We start from the raw sequence: 15,112 nt of genomic DNA, 5'->3' as shown, positions 1-15,112 counted from the left end.
AACAGACAGCGACACATATTTAGAGAATTCAAAGTGCGGGCATTGAGATGCCGCACTGAAAGGAGCCAGTATTATGGAACTTGGCGTTTATAGTTTCGGCGATGTACAGAAAAATGCACAGACCGGTGAGCTGGGCTCAACGGCAGATGCAACACGCAACCTTCTGGAAGCCATTCAGCTGGCCGATGAAGTGGGCTTGGATTATTTCGGTATTGGTGAACACCATACACGGGAAATGCCAGCCTCTGCGGCAACGGTTATACTTGGTGCTGCGGCAGCCACAACCAAAAACATTAAGCTGGGCAGTGCGGTAACCGTGCTGAGCACCGATGATCCGGTACGCGTTTATCAGCAATTTGCAACGCTGGATGCGGTATCAAACGGTCGTGCAGAAATCACAGCCGGTCGCGGTTCTTCGACGGAGTCTTTCCCGCTTTTCGGTCATAGTCTGAATGATTATGACGAGCTTTATGCGGAAAAGCTTGATCTGCTGTTGAAGATCAATGAGAGCGAAAGCGTGACATGGCAGGGTAAATTCCGTCCGGCTTTGAATGAGGCGCTGGTTGTGCCGCGTCCTGAAAGCGGCTCGCTGCCGATCTGGCTGGCAACCGGTGGTAATCCGCATTCATCGGTGCGTGCCGGTATTCTCGGACTGCCGATTTCCTATGCGATTATTGGCGGACAAGCTGCGCGTTTTGCACCTTTGGCCGAGTTGTACCGCCGTGCAGGTGCGCAGGCTGAGATTGCTCCGGAACAGCTGAAAGTCTCGGTCGCAGTACCGGGTTTTGTTGGCGAGAATGCCAAACAAGCCAAGGATTTTTTCTGGACGCACTGGCATGCGGTGATGGAACAGCTGGGCAAAATCCGTGGTTTTGCACCACCGCCACGCTCGCATTATGACAGTGAAGCCAGCGGCGGTGGCGCGATTTTTGCCGGTGAACCGGAAGAAATTGCAGAACGTATTATCACCTTGCAGAAACAGCTCGGGCATATGCGCCAGTTTTTCCAGATGGATGTGGGGCAGATGCCGCATAAAGACTTTCTGCGTTCGATTGAATTGCTGGGAACCAAAGTGAAGCCTCTGGTTGATGCGGAGCTTGGCTTGGATTGAGTATTTTCGGTTTAAGCCGAATTGTTGGAAATACTCCATCCGTTTGTTTCTGCGCGTATCTTATCCGAAAACCGGTTCCCACTTTTCGGGATACGCTTTCAAGTAACAGGAGATTGCTGATATGCAAATCACCGAAGTGAAAACAATTGGTATTCTGGGTGCCGGCCGTGTCGGCACCGCTATAGCCCGTCGCGCGATTGCGGCGGGTTATGCGGTGAAGATTGCGACATCCAAATCACCGGCAGAGATTGCGCTGTTGCTCGAAATCATGGTGCCGGGTGCTGTTGCCGCAACTGCACAGGACGCGATTGCAGGAAGTGATATCGTCATACTTGCGCTGCCTTTGTCCAAATATCGTCAACTGCAGCCGGAACTGCTGGCGGGCAAAATCGTTATTGATGCAATGAATTACTGGGCACCGACAGACGGAACTCTTGCCGAATTTGAAACAGGAACTTCCAGTAGCGAAGTGATCCAGAAATTCCTGCCGCAGTCGCGGTTGGTACGCAGTTTCAACCATATGGGCTATCATGAGATTGATGAGGAAGCCCGACCAAGCGGTGACCCGCAACGCCGTGCGCTGGCCATTGCCGGTAATGATGCGGAGGCCCGCAGGCAGGTTGCCGGATTTATCGACCGGATTGGGTTTGATCCGGTGGATGCGGGGCTTCTGATTGAAAGCCGGATGTTTGATACGGGTACACCGGTTTTCGGTGCGCCGTTTACCCGTGCGGATATGCTGGAAGCACTTACTCTGAAACAGGCAAGCTGACAGACCACAAGTTCAAAAGGAGAGGGTTGAATGACTGATATTCGAATGAGCAAGGAAGACACAGACACACGCCACGGGCGCTATGTGGCGCGTGTTGACGGTGTTGAAGGCGAAACCGAGATTACTTTTACCCGCCGCGCGAACGGCGTTATCAGTGCGGATCATACCGGCGGGCCGGATTCCATGCGCGGTACCGGTGCGGCTGCCGCACTTGTGACCTATATGGTTGAAGATGCACGTAAAAATGGTTTTCGCATTCTGCCGCTTTGCCCTTATGTGCGGGCGCAATATCGCCGCCATCCCGATTGGGCGGATGTTATGACGCTGGCACCAGGTGAAGAGCCGTCACTTTAAAATAATACTGGATAGTTTTACTCAAGTATAATTGTTTTGACGTCCAAAATACCTGATTGTTCGTGATTTTTAGATTCGATTGTCAAAAATAGCCTTATATTCGTAGGAATATAAGGCTATTTTTTATGGAAAACTGCTTTAAAATCAAGCTGTTAAATATTCTCGTTTTCGTGATCTTGAAACTGTTCTAAAATGTGTTAGCCCTATTATATTAGCTGAATATTGGTCGGGTTTGCGCAGATTTCACTCATTCTCGTCGATGGTAATTTCGTTTGAAGAATGATGATTGAGTAAGGCATAAATACACCAAATCTATATCCGGACGGATAAATATGCAGGCATTGATTTAATCTGTCTGCGCTCTAATTCCGGATATTTAATACTACGTAATGTTGAGTAGTTTCAGTAAAATTCAGATCTGAATTCACCGTTTCTTCGTCGGAGGAGCCGGTTCGGACAAAGATTGTTTTGTAATATTGTAAGTAACGCTGGGAGTAATTCATATGACACCGACACGCAGGGACTTTCTCAAGTTTACAGCGTCCGGAATTGCGGTCACTATTCTTCCGATCCGTGCAGCCCGCGCTGCATTGTTTGAAAAGCAGATTCTGGACTTACCGCTCCCGCAAGGCACAACCCAGCTCAAGCGTCGTGTTGACGGCGTGGCAAAGGTGACAGGTTCCAAGGTTTTTGCCCGTGATATCCGCGCCAAGGATATGACTGGCTGGCCGAAAGAACAGGCGCATGCTTTCGTGGTCTGGTCGACCCGTGCCGATGCACCGTTTCTTGATCTTGATCTGTCTTTGCTGGGTGAAGATCTGCAGCCGGATTATCTGGTAACCGCCGAAGACACGGTTAAAGCCGGTCTGGATTTCTACGATCCTTATACTTACGGCCAGAAAATGCTGTCGCCTAAAGGCGAGGTACCGCTGTTTCTCGGTCACCCGCTGGCAATCCTGATTTATCGTGATTTTGCCCGTTTCTCTGTTGCCAAGCGCATTTATAAAACCAAGCGTGATGAGATCATCCGCTATGGTGAAACAACCGCGCCTGTTGAGCAGGGCCCGCTGGCCAATTTCCGCTTTGTCCGTGTTGAGGGCGAAGGCGGCGCTAAGGCCGAGAAAGACCTGTTTAATCCGGTCGATGACGGCTATGTTTTTGCCACTTATGACAAGAATGATGTCAACTGGCCGAAAGCTGATGCATCCGGCGATGCAATGGGACGCGGTATGGCCTATGCCGAAGGTATCCGTGCAGAGCTGAACACGCCGCCTGAAGACTGGCATGTGATCGAGCGTGAATATTATTCACCGTTCATTGATGCGGCAGCGCTTGAGCCGGACAATTGCAATTGCTGGTATGATGCTAAATCCGGCAAGCTTGAAATTGTTATGGCGAGCCAGAGCCCGCATGAAGTGATGACCGGCACCGCTGCCATGCTCAAGAAAAGCACCTTTGATGTGCGCGAACTGAAAGGCCATCCGGCCTATACGGTTGGTTACGGTACCAAGGAACACAGCCCGTTCCCTTATTACGGTATTGTTGCTGCGCTCTTTGCTGAAGGCCGTCCGGTACGTCTGGCGCTGGATCGTGAAGAACATTTCCAGACAGCGATCAAGCGTCACCCGCTGCGCATGAAATATCGTCTGGGCATCAACCGCAAGACACTGAAAATGCAGGCTCTTGCAGCTGATCTGGAACTGGATGGCGGCGGCCGCCAGAACTATACCACACCGGTCACGCAGGTTGCTGCCGGTGCGGCGCAGGGAATTTATTACTTCCCTAAAAACGATATTGCCGCCATTGCCCATTCATCCCGTGCGCCGATGTCCGGTTCTGTGCGTGGTTTCGGCTCGCTGGAAGCACAGTTCGGCACAGAAATGCTGATCGAAGAACTGGCTGAAGAGCTGGGCGCGGACGTGATGGAGCTGCGTCTGATCAATGCGTTGCAGGACGGCGAACGTAGCTCTGCCGGTGCATTCCCGCTGAGCCTGTGCCGTATGCGTGAAATGATCGAAGCTGATCGTGCGCATCCGGTCTGGGCAAACCGCGCCAAGCGCAAAGCCGAGTTTGAAGCAGAAAACCCTGCGCTGAAATATGGTGTTGGCTATGCGATTGCCAAAAAGGGCTTCGGTAACTCGAACGAAGCTGTGGCAGCCTCGATTGTTCTGACACCGGAAGGTAAAATCCGTCTGCATCATATTGCCGTGGAAATCGGCACTGGTGCAGTCAGCACGCAGGCACTGATGTGCTCGCGCTGGTTGGGAAAACCGGCCGATGAGATTGAAAGCGCTGCTCTTGACTGGGCGCCGCTGGAAATGTTTGCCACACTCAATCCGTTTGTGATGGATAAAGCCCATCAGGATGAGATGTCACCGGATCCGCGCTGGACACCGGCAATGGCTTCGGCATCGAGCGCAACCAATAGTGCATTCTACTTCACCCATGGTACCCATGAAGCAGGGCGTCTCATTTATGAGCGCGGTATTTTGCCTGCTGCAGCGGCATTGTGGAATGTCACGCTGGAAGAGGCAGCCGCTGCCTCCTGGAAAGATGAGAAATTCACGCTTGCCGATGGCCGTGCGCTGACGCTGGCAGAACTTGCCGCCAAAGCCTATGAGCTGAAAGGCATTACCGGCGCGATGGTTCACGCCTTTGACCGCTGGGGCTGGGGTGAAGCCGATTATGACATTCTCGGTGAAACCAGCCGCCGTCCGATTGATGGTCTGGCAATTCAGACGGGTTCCGATCAGTGGCAGCGTATTGAGCGCCGCAATGTGCATTACATGGACCCGCAGGTGGATAATGCCAGCTGGTCACGTTTTGCACCGGCATCGGCACTGATTGAAGTCAGTGTTAACCGCGGTACCGGCGAAGTGAAAATCCTGTCGCATCATTCCTCCATGGATTGCGGCCGTGTGCTGGTACCGGAATTCGTATCCGGCCAGTTGCAGGGCGGTATCGGCATGTCGGTCGGTCATGCGCTTTATGAAGGCATGCCGCTCTATGAAGAGGGGCCCGGCAGCGGTGACTGGAACTTCAACCGCTATCGTCTACCACGCGGTAAAGATGTGGCGGTCTGGAACCAGACGGCAAATATTCTGCCGGTTACAGAACAGGAAGATCATCCGAAAGGCATTGCAGAAGTGGTGCAGATTCCAACCATTCCTGCGGTCGCCAATGCGGTTGCGCATGCCGTTGGCAAATATCTGCGCGAACTCCCGCTGACGGAAGAAAAGATTAAAGAGGCATTGTCATGAGTATCCCGACACGCGAAATCAAGCTGAACATCAACGGCCAGCAGGTAGGGCCGATGACGGTTCCTGAAGAATTGTCGATGGTGGATTTCCTGCATGAATATGCAGACCTGACCGGCAGCCGTTTTGGCTGCGGACAGGGACTGTGCCGCGCCTGTACCGTGATTGTGGATGAGCCGGATGGTACCAGCCGTGAAATGCGCACATGCATTACCGGTGCCCATTATTTCAACGGCCGTTCTATCCGCACAGTTGAAGGTCACGCGACCAAGGGCGAAGACGGTCAGCTGAAGCTTTCTGCCATTCAGGAAGCTTTCCTCGATCATTTCTCCTTCCAGTGCTCCTATTGCGCACCGGGCTTTGTGAATGCTGCTACTGTTCTGGTGGAGCGTTTGCAGAAAGAGCCTGTGGCAAAAGAAGAAGTGAAGCAGGTCATCGAAGATTCCCTCAATGATCATATCTGCCGCTGCACCGGCTATGTCCGTTATTACAGTGCGGTGCATGATGTTGTCATGAACACGCCGGGGCTTGTTAAATGAAACCAGTAATCAAATGGATTCTCGGGCTTGGTGTTGTCGGCGGTGTGGTTGCGGCCTCCGTACCGTTCTGGCCGGCAAAATCTGCCTATGATGATAAGGCGGCCGAGCAGCGTCTGGCTGTTTCCGGTGAAGATAAAGCCAAGCTGATCAAGCGCGGTAAATATCTTGCCGCTGTTGCTGATTGTGCGGCCTGTCACCAGTCGCCGGACGGTGCGCCTTATGCCGGCGGTCATCCGATTGAAACGCCTTTCGGCGTGATTTACGGCACCAATATTACGCCGGATAAAGAAACCGGTATCGGCAATTATACATCGGCTGATTTCTATCATGCGGTGGTGGATGGTGTACGGGCAGACGGCAAACGGGTTTATCCGGCGATGCCTTATGTGTCCTATCACACAATCCGTCCGGAAGATTCCGATGCGATCTATGCCTATCTGATGGATCAGCAGCCGGTAAAACGCGCCAATCCGGAACTGGGCCTGTCTTTCCCGTTTAATCAGCGCTGGGCATTGTCTTACTGGAATCTGGTCAATCCGAAGCTGCAAATGCCTGCCAATGCTACACCGGAACAGGCCAATGGAGCTTATCTGACCGATGTTCTCGGTCATTGTCAGGAATGTCATACGCCGCGTAATGCGATCGGCGGTCTGAAACTGGCATCAGCCTATGAAGGCAGTGTGCTGGGCAAAATTACAGGCCCGAGCCTGAAGCCTGAAGCGCTTGCTGCCCGTGGCTGGACGACTGAGGATCTGCGTAAATTCCTCAAGACCGGTATGTCGCCACAGGGCACGATGACACTGGAAATGTATCCGGTATTGCTGCACTCATCCCAATATATGACGGATGAAGATATTGCTGCTATTCAGACCTATCTGACCGGCGACAAGCTTCCGGCAGCACCTGAACAGACACCGGTTGCGATTGATGCTGCACTGCGTCAGAGCGGTCGTGATGCCTATATGGCTGTCTGCGCCGGTTGTCATGGTGTGGATGGTGAAGGCAAGCCGCATATTGCACCGGCAATGACCACCAATACCAGTGCGATGCTGGCTGATCCGAGCAATCTGATCCATGTGATTGTGGATGGTATTGCCGAGCAGCGCCTTGGCAATGGTGAAGTGATGCAGGCGATGCCGGGCTTCAAAGATGCGCTGACAAAGCAGCAAATTGCTGATCTCGTCAATTATATGCGCGCTGAATGGGGCGGCCAACCTGCCAATATCACCGTGCAGGACATAGAAAAAGCAAGCCACTAAATCAGCTTGTTTAAACCGGCGGGTGCAAATCCGCCGGTCTGTTTTTGAGACATAATTTTTATAGGGCATCATTGCTATGGACGATGGTATCGTACCCGGTAAAGTCGATGTGCATCGCTTATTTCATACAGATCAGACGATTGATGTGCTGCGTTTTGCGCATGAAACTGTGCAGCAGGGGCAGCCTTGCGCGCTGGTTATGCTGACGGAAATTATCGGCGGGTCTTCCCGTGCTGCCGGTGCGATGATGGCGGTTGCTGCGACTGGCGGTTATTGCGGCATGGTCTCCGGTGGCTGTGTTGAAGGTGTCGTTGCACGCGAGGCTGTGCAAGCGCTGGCAGAGCAGCAGGACAGAATATTGCGGCTCGGCAAAGGGTCTTCCTATTTTGATGTGGTGCTGCCCTGCGGTGGCGGGATTGTGCTGGCTATCCATATGCTGCGGGATACGCAGGCACTGGATGCGGTGCTGGGCTATCATGCGCGCCGACAGAGCGCAGCATTGCTCTATCACCCTCAGCACCAGACTTTGACCTGTTCCGAAATATCGCACAACACCGGCTGGCATGAAGGCCGGTTCGCTGTTGCTCTGCCGCCTGCATTGCGCCTTGTGCTGCTGGGGCAGGGGCTGGAAAGTGAAGTGCTTTACCAGGCTGCGACAGCACTGAATATCGAGGCTGTGCGCGATACACTGCCTGCGGATCCAGATGATGCGACGGCCGTGGTGTTTCTCCAGCATGATCTTGATAAAGAGCTGCCGCTGCTGAAACAAGCGCTGAACAGCCGTGCTATTTATATCGGCTGTCTCGGCAGTAGGCGCACTCATGAAGTGCGGCGCACGCAATTGTTGAAAGACGGTTTTTCGCAAGAGCAGATTGCGCGGTTGTCCGCGCCAATTGGGCTGTTTGGTCCCGTGCGTGATGCACGTTCATTGGCTGTATCGGTTTTGGCAGAGATCATGGCGCGTAAGACAGAACAAGCCAAGGATGTGCGTCATGGTTGATGCGTCTTCGGTTGCTGTTCTGGTGCTGGGTGCAGGGGCAGGTTCGCGCTATACGGATGGCGATAAATTGAATGCCATGCTCGGCACCAAGCCTGTGGCGCATCACATATTGCAGGTGCTTAACGGGTTTTCATGGGGTAAACGGATTGTAACCTGCCGCAGCTTTGCACCGTGGACGAATGCCTATGCGGATGCAGGCTTTACGCTGGCGCTGACAGAAGATGTTGAGGCAGGCATGCTTGGGTCCCTGCATCGCGGTCTGGCGGAAATTCAGGCGCAGCCACGTGTGCTGATTTGTCTTGCGGATATGCCGCTGGTGCCGCACTCTCATATTGAGCATTTATTGCATTTGGCTGCGCACAGCACAGCGCCGGTGATTGCATCTTCATCCGGTGATTATAGCGGCCCTCCGGCTTTGTGCATGACAGAGCATTTGAGAAATTTGCCGCTTGCAGGTGAGGGTGGAGCGCGCAGTCTTTTACCTCAGGCAGAATTTGCAGAAATGGCTGCACCGGCCTTTGCCGATATTGATACGATGACGGATTTCGAGCAGATCCGGCAGATTTTACAGGCGTCGCTCTGACAGCTCTTTTACCCCTATAGAAAGCGCATTCTGGCGCTTTTTTATCATCCGTACAGGTCGAATTCCTGTCCTTATTAGTCTGTACTGAATAATTGTCCTGTTTTTAGAACAGTGCTTATTAAAATCCGCTCTACTCAGCAGCGCGCCAGAGGCTTATTGTTTAGCCATACGAGCGGAACTGGTTTTCAGTTCATTCCCTAGCTCTCCACCACAGAAAACAGTGCATGTCGAAATGCAGGTTTGAACCGGATGATAACAAAGCAGAGTGGCTCATTCTGTTTTGTGCCACACGCCGGTTGAAGATCGCATTTGCTGTACTAATTTTCGAATGCCTAAAACAGGAATAACAAAAATGAAGAAAATTATATTGCCGCTTCTTGCTTCTTTGCTGACCGTTTCTGCTGCGCAGGCGGCTGACTATAAGCTGGATCCCGATCATACAAAGGCAGTATTTTATATCGATCACTTTAATACCTCCACCAATACCGGTGGCTTCTACGGTATTAAAGGGGACATCAGCTATTCACCGGAAACGCAGACCGGTTCTGTGAAAGTGTCTATTCCTGTCGATACTTTGAATACAGGTATCAAGGGTTTCGATGCGCATATGAAAAGCGCTGATCTTCTTGATGCAGCGAAGTATCCGACAATCGACTTTACATCTACCAAGTGGAATGTCGCTGATAACAAGCTGGTTTCTGTTGACGGTAATCTGACGATCAAAGGCCAGACACATCCTGTGCAGCTCAAGGCGACCAAGTTCAATTGCTACCAGAATCCGATGTTGAATGCTGAAGTTTGTGGCGGTGACTTCGAAGTCACAATCGACCGCACCAAATGGGGCGTGGATTTCCTTGTCAAAGAAGGCATGGAGAAAATGGTCACTCTGAAAATTCAGGCAGAAGCTGTCAAACAGTAAACAGTCAATCGGCGCGAAGCCGGGAGTTTGTATGATGAAAACATTTCTTAGCAAAAAATATGCAGTATCGCTGAGCGCAATTGCGCTTGCTCTTTCCCTCGGCGTTGCTCATGCCGCTGACTATAAAGCCAGCACCGCGGAAGGCCCTGTCAAGATCACCAATCTGGGTGAACTTGAAGCTCAGGTTAAGGCCAATATGGATAAAGGCGCTTTCGGCTATATCCGTGGCGGCGCAGAAAATGAGCAGAATCTGCGCTCCAACACCTCGGTGTTTGACAAGAAATATATTATGCCGCGCGTCATGCAGGGTATTGAATTGTCAGATATTGATCTGAAAACCAATTATCTTGGTATTGATCTGAAAACCCCTGTTATTCAGGCGCCGATGGCGGCGCAGGGGCTGGCACATCAGGATGGTGAAATCGCTACGGCCAAAGGCATGGCAAAAGCGGGTTCGATCTTCTCTCTGAGCACCTATGGCAATAAAACCATTGAAGAAGTGGCTGCGGTATCCGACGGTAATCCGTTCTTCTTCCAGCTCTATATGAGCAAGAATGAAGCGTTTAATGAGTTTACTCTGAAACGTGCCAAGGATAGCGGTGCCAAGGCGATTATTCTGACCGTTGACTCACCGGTCGGCGGTTATCGTGAAGACGATATCAAGAATAACTTCCAGTTCCCGCTGGGCTTTGCCAATCTGGAACTGTTTGCCAAGCAGAATGACGATGGTTCCAAAACCGGTAAAGGTGCAGGCATCAGTGAAATCTATGCACAGGCCAAACAGGCATTCACACCAGCCGATATTAAATATGTAAAAGACATGACCGGTCTGCCGGTGATTGTGAAAGGTATTCAGTCGCCGGAAGATGCTGACGTGGTGATTAAAGCCGGTGCAGACAGTATCTGGGTTTCCAACCACGGTGGCCGTCAGCTCGACAGTGGTCCTGCTTCTTTTGATGTTCTGCCTTCGATTGCCAAAGTCGTGAATAAACGCGTTCCGATTGTTTTCGACAGTGGTGTGCGTCGCGGTTCACATGTGTTTAAGGCACTGGCAAGCGGTGCGGATGTGGTCGCTGTTGGCCGTCCGATCCTCTATGGTCTTAATCTCGGCGGCTCGGAAGGTGTCAACTCCGTTATCCAGCAGCTGAATAAAGAACTGACCATCAATATGATGCTGGGTGGTGTGAAAAACATTGAAGAAGTGAAGAAAACAAAGCTCTATAGCGATAAAGATTTCGAATAATTATTATCGATATGCAGTGCATGAGGTGGCCGGTTTTCCGGCCGCCTTTTTATGTCTGCAGGTCACAATTGAGAAATGACATGAGTAATTTGTTCGCCGTCTTCTTTGGTGAAACTGGCAACCGGATTTTCCAGAAGATCGAGAACAAGCTCTGACGGACGACAAAGCGCAGCGCCACGTGGTGACACGACAATCGGTCTGTTCATCAGGATGGGATGCTGCACAATGAAATCGAACAACTGATCGTCAGACCATTTGGGATTTTCCAGATCCAGCTCCGCAAAAGGTGTTCCTTTTTCCCTCAATAAATCACGCACCGGGATTTTCATGGTTGCCAGAAGCTCTGACAGTTGTTCTTTGGAAGGTGGCGTTTGCAAATATTCAATGATGACAGGCTCTTCACCACTGGCGCGGATCATGGCGAGTGTATTGCGTGAAGTACCGCATGCAGGGTTATGATAAATTGTAACGGACATCAGAGATTGACCTGCCTTGGTTCGATCATTGCCTTACATATACCAGTTTTTTGGCCGGTTAATCATCTTGATGATGAAAGCATAAGGTGCCTAAATATCGGGATCAACGCACTAGATGATTGATGTAAACAGCAATACTTAGCTCGTGGATTTTTATCTGAGAAATACCATCAAAATGGTTCTGGCGGAGAGAGCGGGATTCTGTTTTCGTTTTTGAATCTATTAACATATTGATTTTTATAGATATATGAAAAATTCAAAAAATGAATTTTGTACCATTTTTTGTACCATAATTGTGATGGATTTTTTGAAGTAGAAGGTTTGTCTTACGGTGTTGGCTGTGGATTGTTATGTCTGTCAGTCAAAAAAGCATAAGCCTTTGCATATTTCGCAAGGCGCATTTCATCTTTTTCAGATACTGAATTCAGGCGGGATCGATCCATATTGTGGGTCAGGTCCGCAAGTTTAACGACTTTCGCTAATGGGTCAGCTTTGACCGTTTCAAGGTATGCAAAGTAGTCGACATCTGGCTTCGTTAAGAGCTGCACAACGCGTGAAATGGTCGAAGCTTTCTGTTCAGTAATTCCGCCTGCCATTAATTCGGATTCAAGTTGCTTTGGTGCTATATCGCAGTCTTCTATGATATCATGGAGATAAGCGATTGCTTTCGCTAGTTCGTTGTCGTGAAACTGCGATGCGACAGCGGTTAAGTGCCCTGAAAAATAATCAACGCGTGCTTTATCAGCCTGCCCTTGATGGTACTTTCGCGCAATCGCTTTCGCTGTTTCAACTATCATTCTTATTCTCCTTGCTGATCTGTCTGTAAAAGTGAAGCCAAGCCCCGACACGTCCATAGAAGTAACCATATTGATCGCTGATGTAAGTTGCTACCACGGTATCAGAGCCTGCCTCATAAGGATGGCAATGATATCAATCTCTTGCGATGCGCCGTGTTAGAAAAGGAATGTTGGTGATGTAAAGCTGCGCCTCGGTAGAAGCGATGGTTATCTCGAAGTCTTTTGCCAATCTTCGGCATCGTCTCAATCATGCAAAGGTGTGTTCGACAACCCATCTGCGTGATAGGAGTTCAAAGCCTAGTGCTTGATCTGATCGCTTGATGATCCCCATTGTGAATTTACCGACCTTTTCCAGTCTGCCTTTGAACTTAGGCCCAGCGTATCCGCCGTTAGCAAAGATATACCGTAACCACGGCCAGCGCTTGAAGATGGATTTCAAGACATCTGGCGCACCGTTTCTGTCCTGAATGCCAGCCGAGTGGATCACGAGGCCAAACTTCAAGCGGAGTATATCAAGCACAATGTGTCGCTTGCTCCCAACGATCTTCTTACCCGCATCAAATCCACGTATTCCGCCACTTTCCGTGGTTTTGATCGACTGACTATCGATTGCACTAGCCGTTGGGCTGGGTTGTTTATTCGCCTGCTCACATGCGGTCATCACAAGCGTATTGCCGATAGTGTCCACAGCCCTGCAACGCGCCATTCATAGAGATGTACTTGGACGGTTGAATAAGGTGGCAAATTCTTGGCCAGCATACGCAGCTTACAACCAGTTGATGCGATATAAAACTAAGCATTCACAACCTCATGCAATTCAGTGGTACGTGAACGGTCAAGATGTCGGCAAGCGGGCGTGATGGGGGTAATCAATGCCCATTCTTTTGCGGTCATATCACTTACGTAACGCGAACTCTGTCGTTGATAATCAGGTCGAGTGGTTCCAGTTTAGTACATCGTGATTTCCATCGTATATTAGAAATCCGATTGAATTATAACCTACTGAAATCACACAAGCCTTTTCATGTCAGGCTCTGAAAAATGTTATTCATTTGTCGTTCAGATTAGTTATAATACTATATTTATGGTTAAATTAAATGGGAGATGTTTATTATGTATAGTAAGAATATAAAAATTGCTTTTGTTGCATTTATTGTTGCAGCTTCAGTTGTTCCAGCTAATGCTTATAAAATCATATATGACAGCGACACCAAAAAATGGTCGGGGCAGTGTAAGGATGGGCATCAATTCGTAGTTGGAGATGGTACTTCTCAACTTAGTGAATCTCAAGCGGCAAAAATATGCGCTAAGCATGGTGGTCTGCGCACAAATGATAAGCTGAATGGAAAAGTTAAACAGGATAATAAGAAGCCTGCTGGCCCATTGAAAAACTGAAGAACCCAGATCAAATGAGGGCAAGTGGTTTCAGTCTAGGACATCGTTATCTCCATCGTATATCAGAAATCCGATTGAATCATAACCTACTGAAACCACTCATGCCTTTTCAGGTCAGGCTCTGAATCCTGATTTTGTAATCTTCATTTGCGGTATATGAAAAGTAATAAGGCTGATACGCCTTCAGAGCCATTTCGATGAAATGTCGAACAAAAGGTTCTGATCCTGAATATGTGTGATGCAGGTGTTTTGCCAAATAATCGAGATGGCGGGCTTTCACCAAATCTGAAATCCATAGAGCTGTAATAATCAGCAAGAACACGCCTGTGCCATTTAGAACTTTCGACATCAATGTAAAATATAAATGCATTATCACGATATTGAATAACATAAGTAATGCCTTCAATATCAATGCTTTGTTGCATGGCTTAGTCTCTAATAACTAGATGATGTTATAAAGTTATTGATTGAATAAGGTTGCCCGATATCATGGCGATAAGCAACAAGATCACCGCCTTTACCTGCACTGTAATCGACGCAAATGACGTTGGAAGTTAATGGCTTCGGTTTGCCTGTTAACCAGTAGTGACCAATGAAGAGCATGGAATCTTCATTGTAGCGATAAGCATCAAGATTTGGGATTGTATCCCTTGGCAGGGTCTGGGTTATGGCTTCCGGCAAAAGTGCAAGGGATGCATAATCATTAGCGGTGTTGTCCCACCATTTTACGCGCACAGATTGGCGTTCATGACCATCTGCATCTTGAAACTTAAGGCCGTTGGGAAGAGGGAGTTCCAAGCCTTTCAATAGTAGTTCGGTTGCTTCAAAGGCTGCACTGCCTTCTTTGGCGCTTTCAATGATCCCCGCATCAGTCAAACAGTTGTCGTTGGTTAAGTACGGTTTCAGTTGTTTTTGTTTTTGCATATTCCAGCAGGCATGAACGACGCGGATGTCATCAATCTCCAGCCAGAGGGGGAGTGTCTTGAAGAACGAAATAAGCTCATTGTAGAGAACGGAATCATGTTGCACCCCATTCAGGAATGCAGCGTGTTGCTGGAAGTTCTTTTTTCCAGTGTTCCCTGAATGGGGGCGTAGATAGTCGTTGGGTTGATGTGGATTTGGTGTCGCATAACAAATGGCATTGTATTCATGATTGCCCATTACCGCTAATGCGGAGCCGCTTTCAATCATAGCTTTGGCTGTCAGGACAGTATCAAGTTGCTGTGGTCCACGATCAATGAAATCGCCAAGGAAAATAACTTTTCTTTCAGAATGCGTGTACCCACTAGAGTTTCGACTTTTAGTGTACCCTAATTTATTCAATAGCTTATGAAGCTTTTCGCTGTTCCCATGGATGTCTCCAATAATATCATATGTAATCATTCTCATAATTTTCCGTTACATAAT

At 49.5% G+C, this 15,112-nt stretch carries 14 protein-coding genes and 1 pseudogene; 11 read left to right on the top strand and 4 right to left on the bottom strand.

What is annotated here, in order from left to right; all coding sequences use genetic code 11:
- Nucleotides 1–73 precede the first annotated feature (73 nt).
- The 10 genes from F7P81_RS15200 to F7P81_RS15155 all read left to right on the top strand — a co-directional run bounded on the left by F7P81_RS15200 (nucleotide 74) and on the right by F7P81_RS15155 (nucleotide 11,037).
- Nucleotides 74–1,111 (top strand): LLM class flavin-dependent oxidoreductase, encoded by a 1,038-nt coding sequence (locus tag F7P81_RS15200; protein WP_151160159.1) that lies wholly within the window; start codon nucleotides 74–76, stop codon nucleotides 1,109–1,111.
- 121 nt (nucleotides 1,112–1,232) lie between these two features.
- Nucleotides 1,233–1,883 (top strand): NADPH-dependent F420 reductase, encoded by a 651-nt coding sequence (locus tag F7P81_RS15195; protein ID WP_151160158.1) that lies wholly within the window; start codon nucleotides 1,233–1,235, stop codon nucleotides 1,881–1,883.
- Nucleotides 1,884–1,913: 30 nt separating this feature from the next.
- Nucleotides 1,914–2,237, top strand: a complete 324-nt coding sequence (locus F7P81_RS15190) for a GNAT family N-acetyltransferase (protein ID WP_022710576.1) — start codon at nucleotides 1,914–1,916, stop codon at nucleotides 2,235–2,237.
- 503 nt (nucleotides 2,238–2,740) lie between these two features.
- The gene (locus tag F7P81_RS15185; protein WP_151160157.1) at nucleotides 2,741–5,497 is read left to right on the top strand and encodes a xanthine dehydrogenase family protein molybdopterin-binding subunit; all 2,757 of its coding nucleotides are present in this window, start codon (nucleotides 2,741–2,743) and stop codon (nucleotides 5,495–5,497) included.
- On the top strand, nucleotides 5,494–6,033 hold the full coding sequence (locus tag F7P81_RS15180; RefSeq protein ID WP_151160156.1) for a (2Fe-2S)-binding protein: 540 nt from the start codon (nucleotides 5,494–5,496) through the stop codon (nucleotides 6,031–6,033). Before F7P81_RS15185 ends, F7P81_RS15180 begins: the two co-directional genes overlap by 4 nt.
- A complete protein-coding gene (locus tag F7P81_RS15175) occupies nucleotides 6,030–7,292 on the top strand; it encodes a c-type cytochrome (RefSeq protein WP_116088920.1) in 1,263 nt (420 codons plus the stop codon). The genes F7P81_RS15180 and F7P81_RS15175 overlap by 4 nt, the downstream gene beginning before the upstream one ends.
- Before the next feature lie 76 nt (nucleotides 7,293–7,368).
- Nucleotides 7,369–8,292, top strand: a complete 924-nt coding sequence (locus F7P81_RS15170; protein WP_151160155.1) for an XdhC family protein — start codon at nucleotides 7,369–7,371, stop codon at nucleotides 8,290–8,292.
- Nucleotides 8,285–8,875, top strand: coding sequence for a nucleotidyltransferase family protein (locus F7P81_RS15165; RefSeq protein ID WP_170265297.1), 591 nt, complete (start codon nucleotides 8,285–8,287; stop codon nucleotides 8,873–8,875). Before F7P81_RS15170 ends, F7P81_RS15165 begins: the two co-directional genes overlap by 8 nt.
- Before the next feature lie 352 nt (nucleotides 8,876–9,227).
- Nucleotides 9,228–9,794, top strand: a complete 567-nt coding sequence (locus F7P81_RS15160; RefSeq protein ID WP_022710570.1) for a YceI family protein — start codon at nucleotides 9,228–9,230, stop codon at nucleotides 9,792–9,794.
- A gap of 31 nt (nucleotides 9,795–9,825) precedes the next feature.
- On the top strand, nucleotides 9,826–11,037 hold the full coding sequence (locus tag F7P81_RS15155; protein ID WP_022710569.1) for a lactate oxidase: 1,212 nt from the start codon (nucleotides 9,826–9,828) through the stop codon (nucleotides 11,035–11,037).
- A 62-nt stretch (nucleotides 11,038–11,099) separates the two neighbouring features.
- Here the strand turns inward: F7P81_RS15155 and arsC are convergent, their stop codons facing one another.
- The 3 genes and pseudogenes from arsC to F7P81_RS15140 all read right to left on the bottom strand — a co-directional run bounded on the left by arsC (nucleotide 11,100) and on the right by F7P81_RS15140 (nucleotide 13,204).
- Nucleotides 11,100–11,513 carry an arsenate reductase (glutaredoxin) gene (arsC, locus tag F7P81_RS15150; RefSeq protein WP_151160153.1) on the bottom strand — a complete coding sequence of 138 codons (414 nt, stop codon included), beginning with the start codon at nucleotides 11,511–11,513 and terminating at the stop codon, nucleotides 11,100–11,102.
- Between the two features lie 326 nt (nucleotides 11,514–11,839).
- Nucleotides 11,840–12,310, bottom strand: a complete 471-nt coding sequence (locus F7P81_RS15145) for a GTP pyrophosphokinase (protein WP_151160152.1) — start codon at nucleotides 12,308–12,310, stop codon at nucleotides 11,840–11,842.
- A 133-nt stretch (nucleotides 12,311–12,443) separates the two neighbouring features.
- A pseudogene (locus tag F7P81_RS15140) lies at nucleotides 12,444–13,204 on the bottom strand (IS5 family transposase).
- Nucleotides 13,205–13,423: 219 nt separating this feature from the next.
- Between F7P81_RS15140 and F7P81_RS15135 the strand changes: the two are divergent.
- Nucleotides 13,424–13,705 carry a hypothetical protein gene (locus tag F7P81_RS15135; RefSeq protein ID WP_151160151.1) on the top strand — a complete coding sequence of 94 codons (282 nt, stop codon included), beginning with the start codon at nucleotides 13,424–13,426 and terminating at the stop codon, nucleotides 13,703–13,705.
- Between the two features lie 435 nt (nucleotides 13,706–14,140).
- Here F7P81_RS15135 and F7P81_RS15130 read toward each other — a convergent pair whose 3' ends face one another.
- A complete protein-coding gene (locus tag F7P81_RS15130; protein ID WP_210246332.1) occupies nucleotides 14,141–15,094 on the bottom strand; it encodes a metallophosphoesterase in 954 nt (317 codons plus the stop codon).
- Between the last annotated feature and the right edge of the window lie 18 nt (nucleotides 15,095–15,112).

The organism is Pseudochrobactrum saccharolyticum, assembly GCF_008801715.1.
Taxonomy (GTDB): Bacteria; Pseudomonadota; Alphaproteobacteria; order Rhizobiales; family Rhizobiaceae; genus Pseudochrobactrum; species Pseudochrobactrum saccharolyticum.
Note: the sequence above shows the minus strand (reverse complement) of the source record. Positions and strands in the feature narration are given on the sequence as shown.

What these genes read in the sequence shown, in the direction of transcription:
- F7P81_RS15180 (WP_151160156.1), top strand. Translation starts at nt 5,494, where the DNA reads ATGAGTATCCCGACACGCGAAATCAAGCTGAACATCAACGGCCAGCAG.
- arsC (WP_151160153.1), bottom strand. Translation starts at nt 11,513, where the DNA reads ATGTCCGTTACAATTTATCATAACCCTGCATGCGGTACTTCACGCAAT.
- F7P81_RS15175 (WP_116088920.1), top strand. Translation starts at nt 6,030, where the DNA reads ATGAAACCAGTAATCAAATGGATTCTCGGGCTTGGTGTTGTCGGCGGT.
- F7P81_RS15195 (WP_151160158.1), top strand. Translation starts at nt 1,233, where the DNA reads ATGCAAATCACCGAAGTGAAAACAATTGGTATTCTGGGTGCCGGCCGT.
- F7P81_RS15155 (WP_022710569.1), top strand. Translation starts at nt 9,826, where the DNA reads ATGATGAAAACATTTCTTAGCAAAAAATATGCAGTATCGCTGAGCGCA.
- F7P81_RS15190 (WP_022710576.1), top strand. Translation starts at nt 1,914, where the DNA reads ATGACTGATATTCGAATGAGCAAGGAAGACACAGACACACGCCACGGG.
- F7P81_RS15165 (WP_170265297.1), top strand. Translation starts at nt 8,285, where the DNA reads ATGGTTGATGCGTCTTCGGTTGCTGTTCTGGTGCTGGGTGCAGGGGCA.
- F7P81_RS15200 (WP_151160159.1), top strand. Translation starts at nt 74, where the DNA reads ATGGAACTTGGCGTTTATAGTTTCGGCGATGTACAGAAAAATGCACAG.
- F7P81_RS15160 (WP_022710570.1), top strand. Translation starts at nt 9,228, where the DNA reads ATGAAGAAAATTATATTGCCGCTTCTTGCTTCTTTGCTGACCGTTTCT.
- F7P81_RS15135 (WP_151160151.1), top strand. Translation starts at nt 13,424, where the DNA reads ATGTATAGTAAGAATATAAAAATTGCTTTTGTTGCATTTATTGTTGCA.
- F7P81_RS15130 (WP_210246332.1), bottom strand. Translation starts at nt 15,094, where the DNA reads ATGAGAATGATTACATATGATATTATTGGAGACATCCATGGGAACAGC.
- F7P81_RS15185 (WP_151160157.1), top strand. Translation starts at nt 2,741, where the DNA reads ATGACACCGACACGCAGGGACTTTCTCAAGTTTACAGCGTCCGGAATT.
- F7P81_RS15170 (WP_151160155.1), top strand. Translation starts at nt 7,369, where the DNA reads ATGGACGATGGTATCGTACCCGGTAAAGTCGATGTGCATCGCTTATTT.
- F7P81_RS15145 (WP_151160152.1), bottom strand. Translation starts at nt 12,310, where the DNA reads ATGATAGTTGAAACAGCGAAAGCGATTGCGCGAAAGTACCATCAAGGG.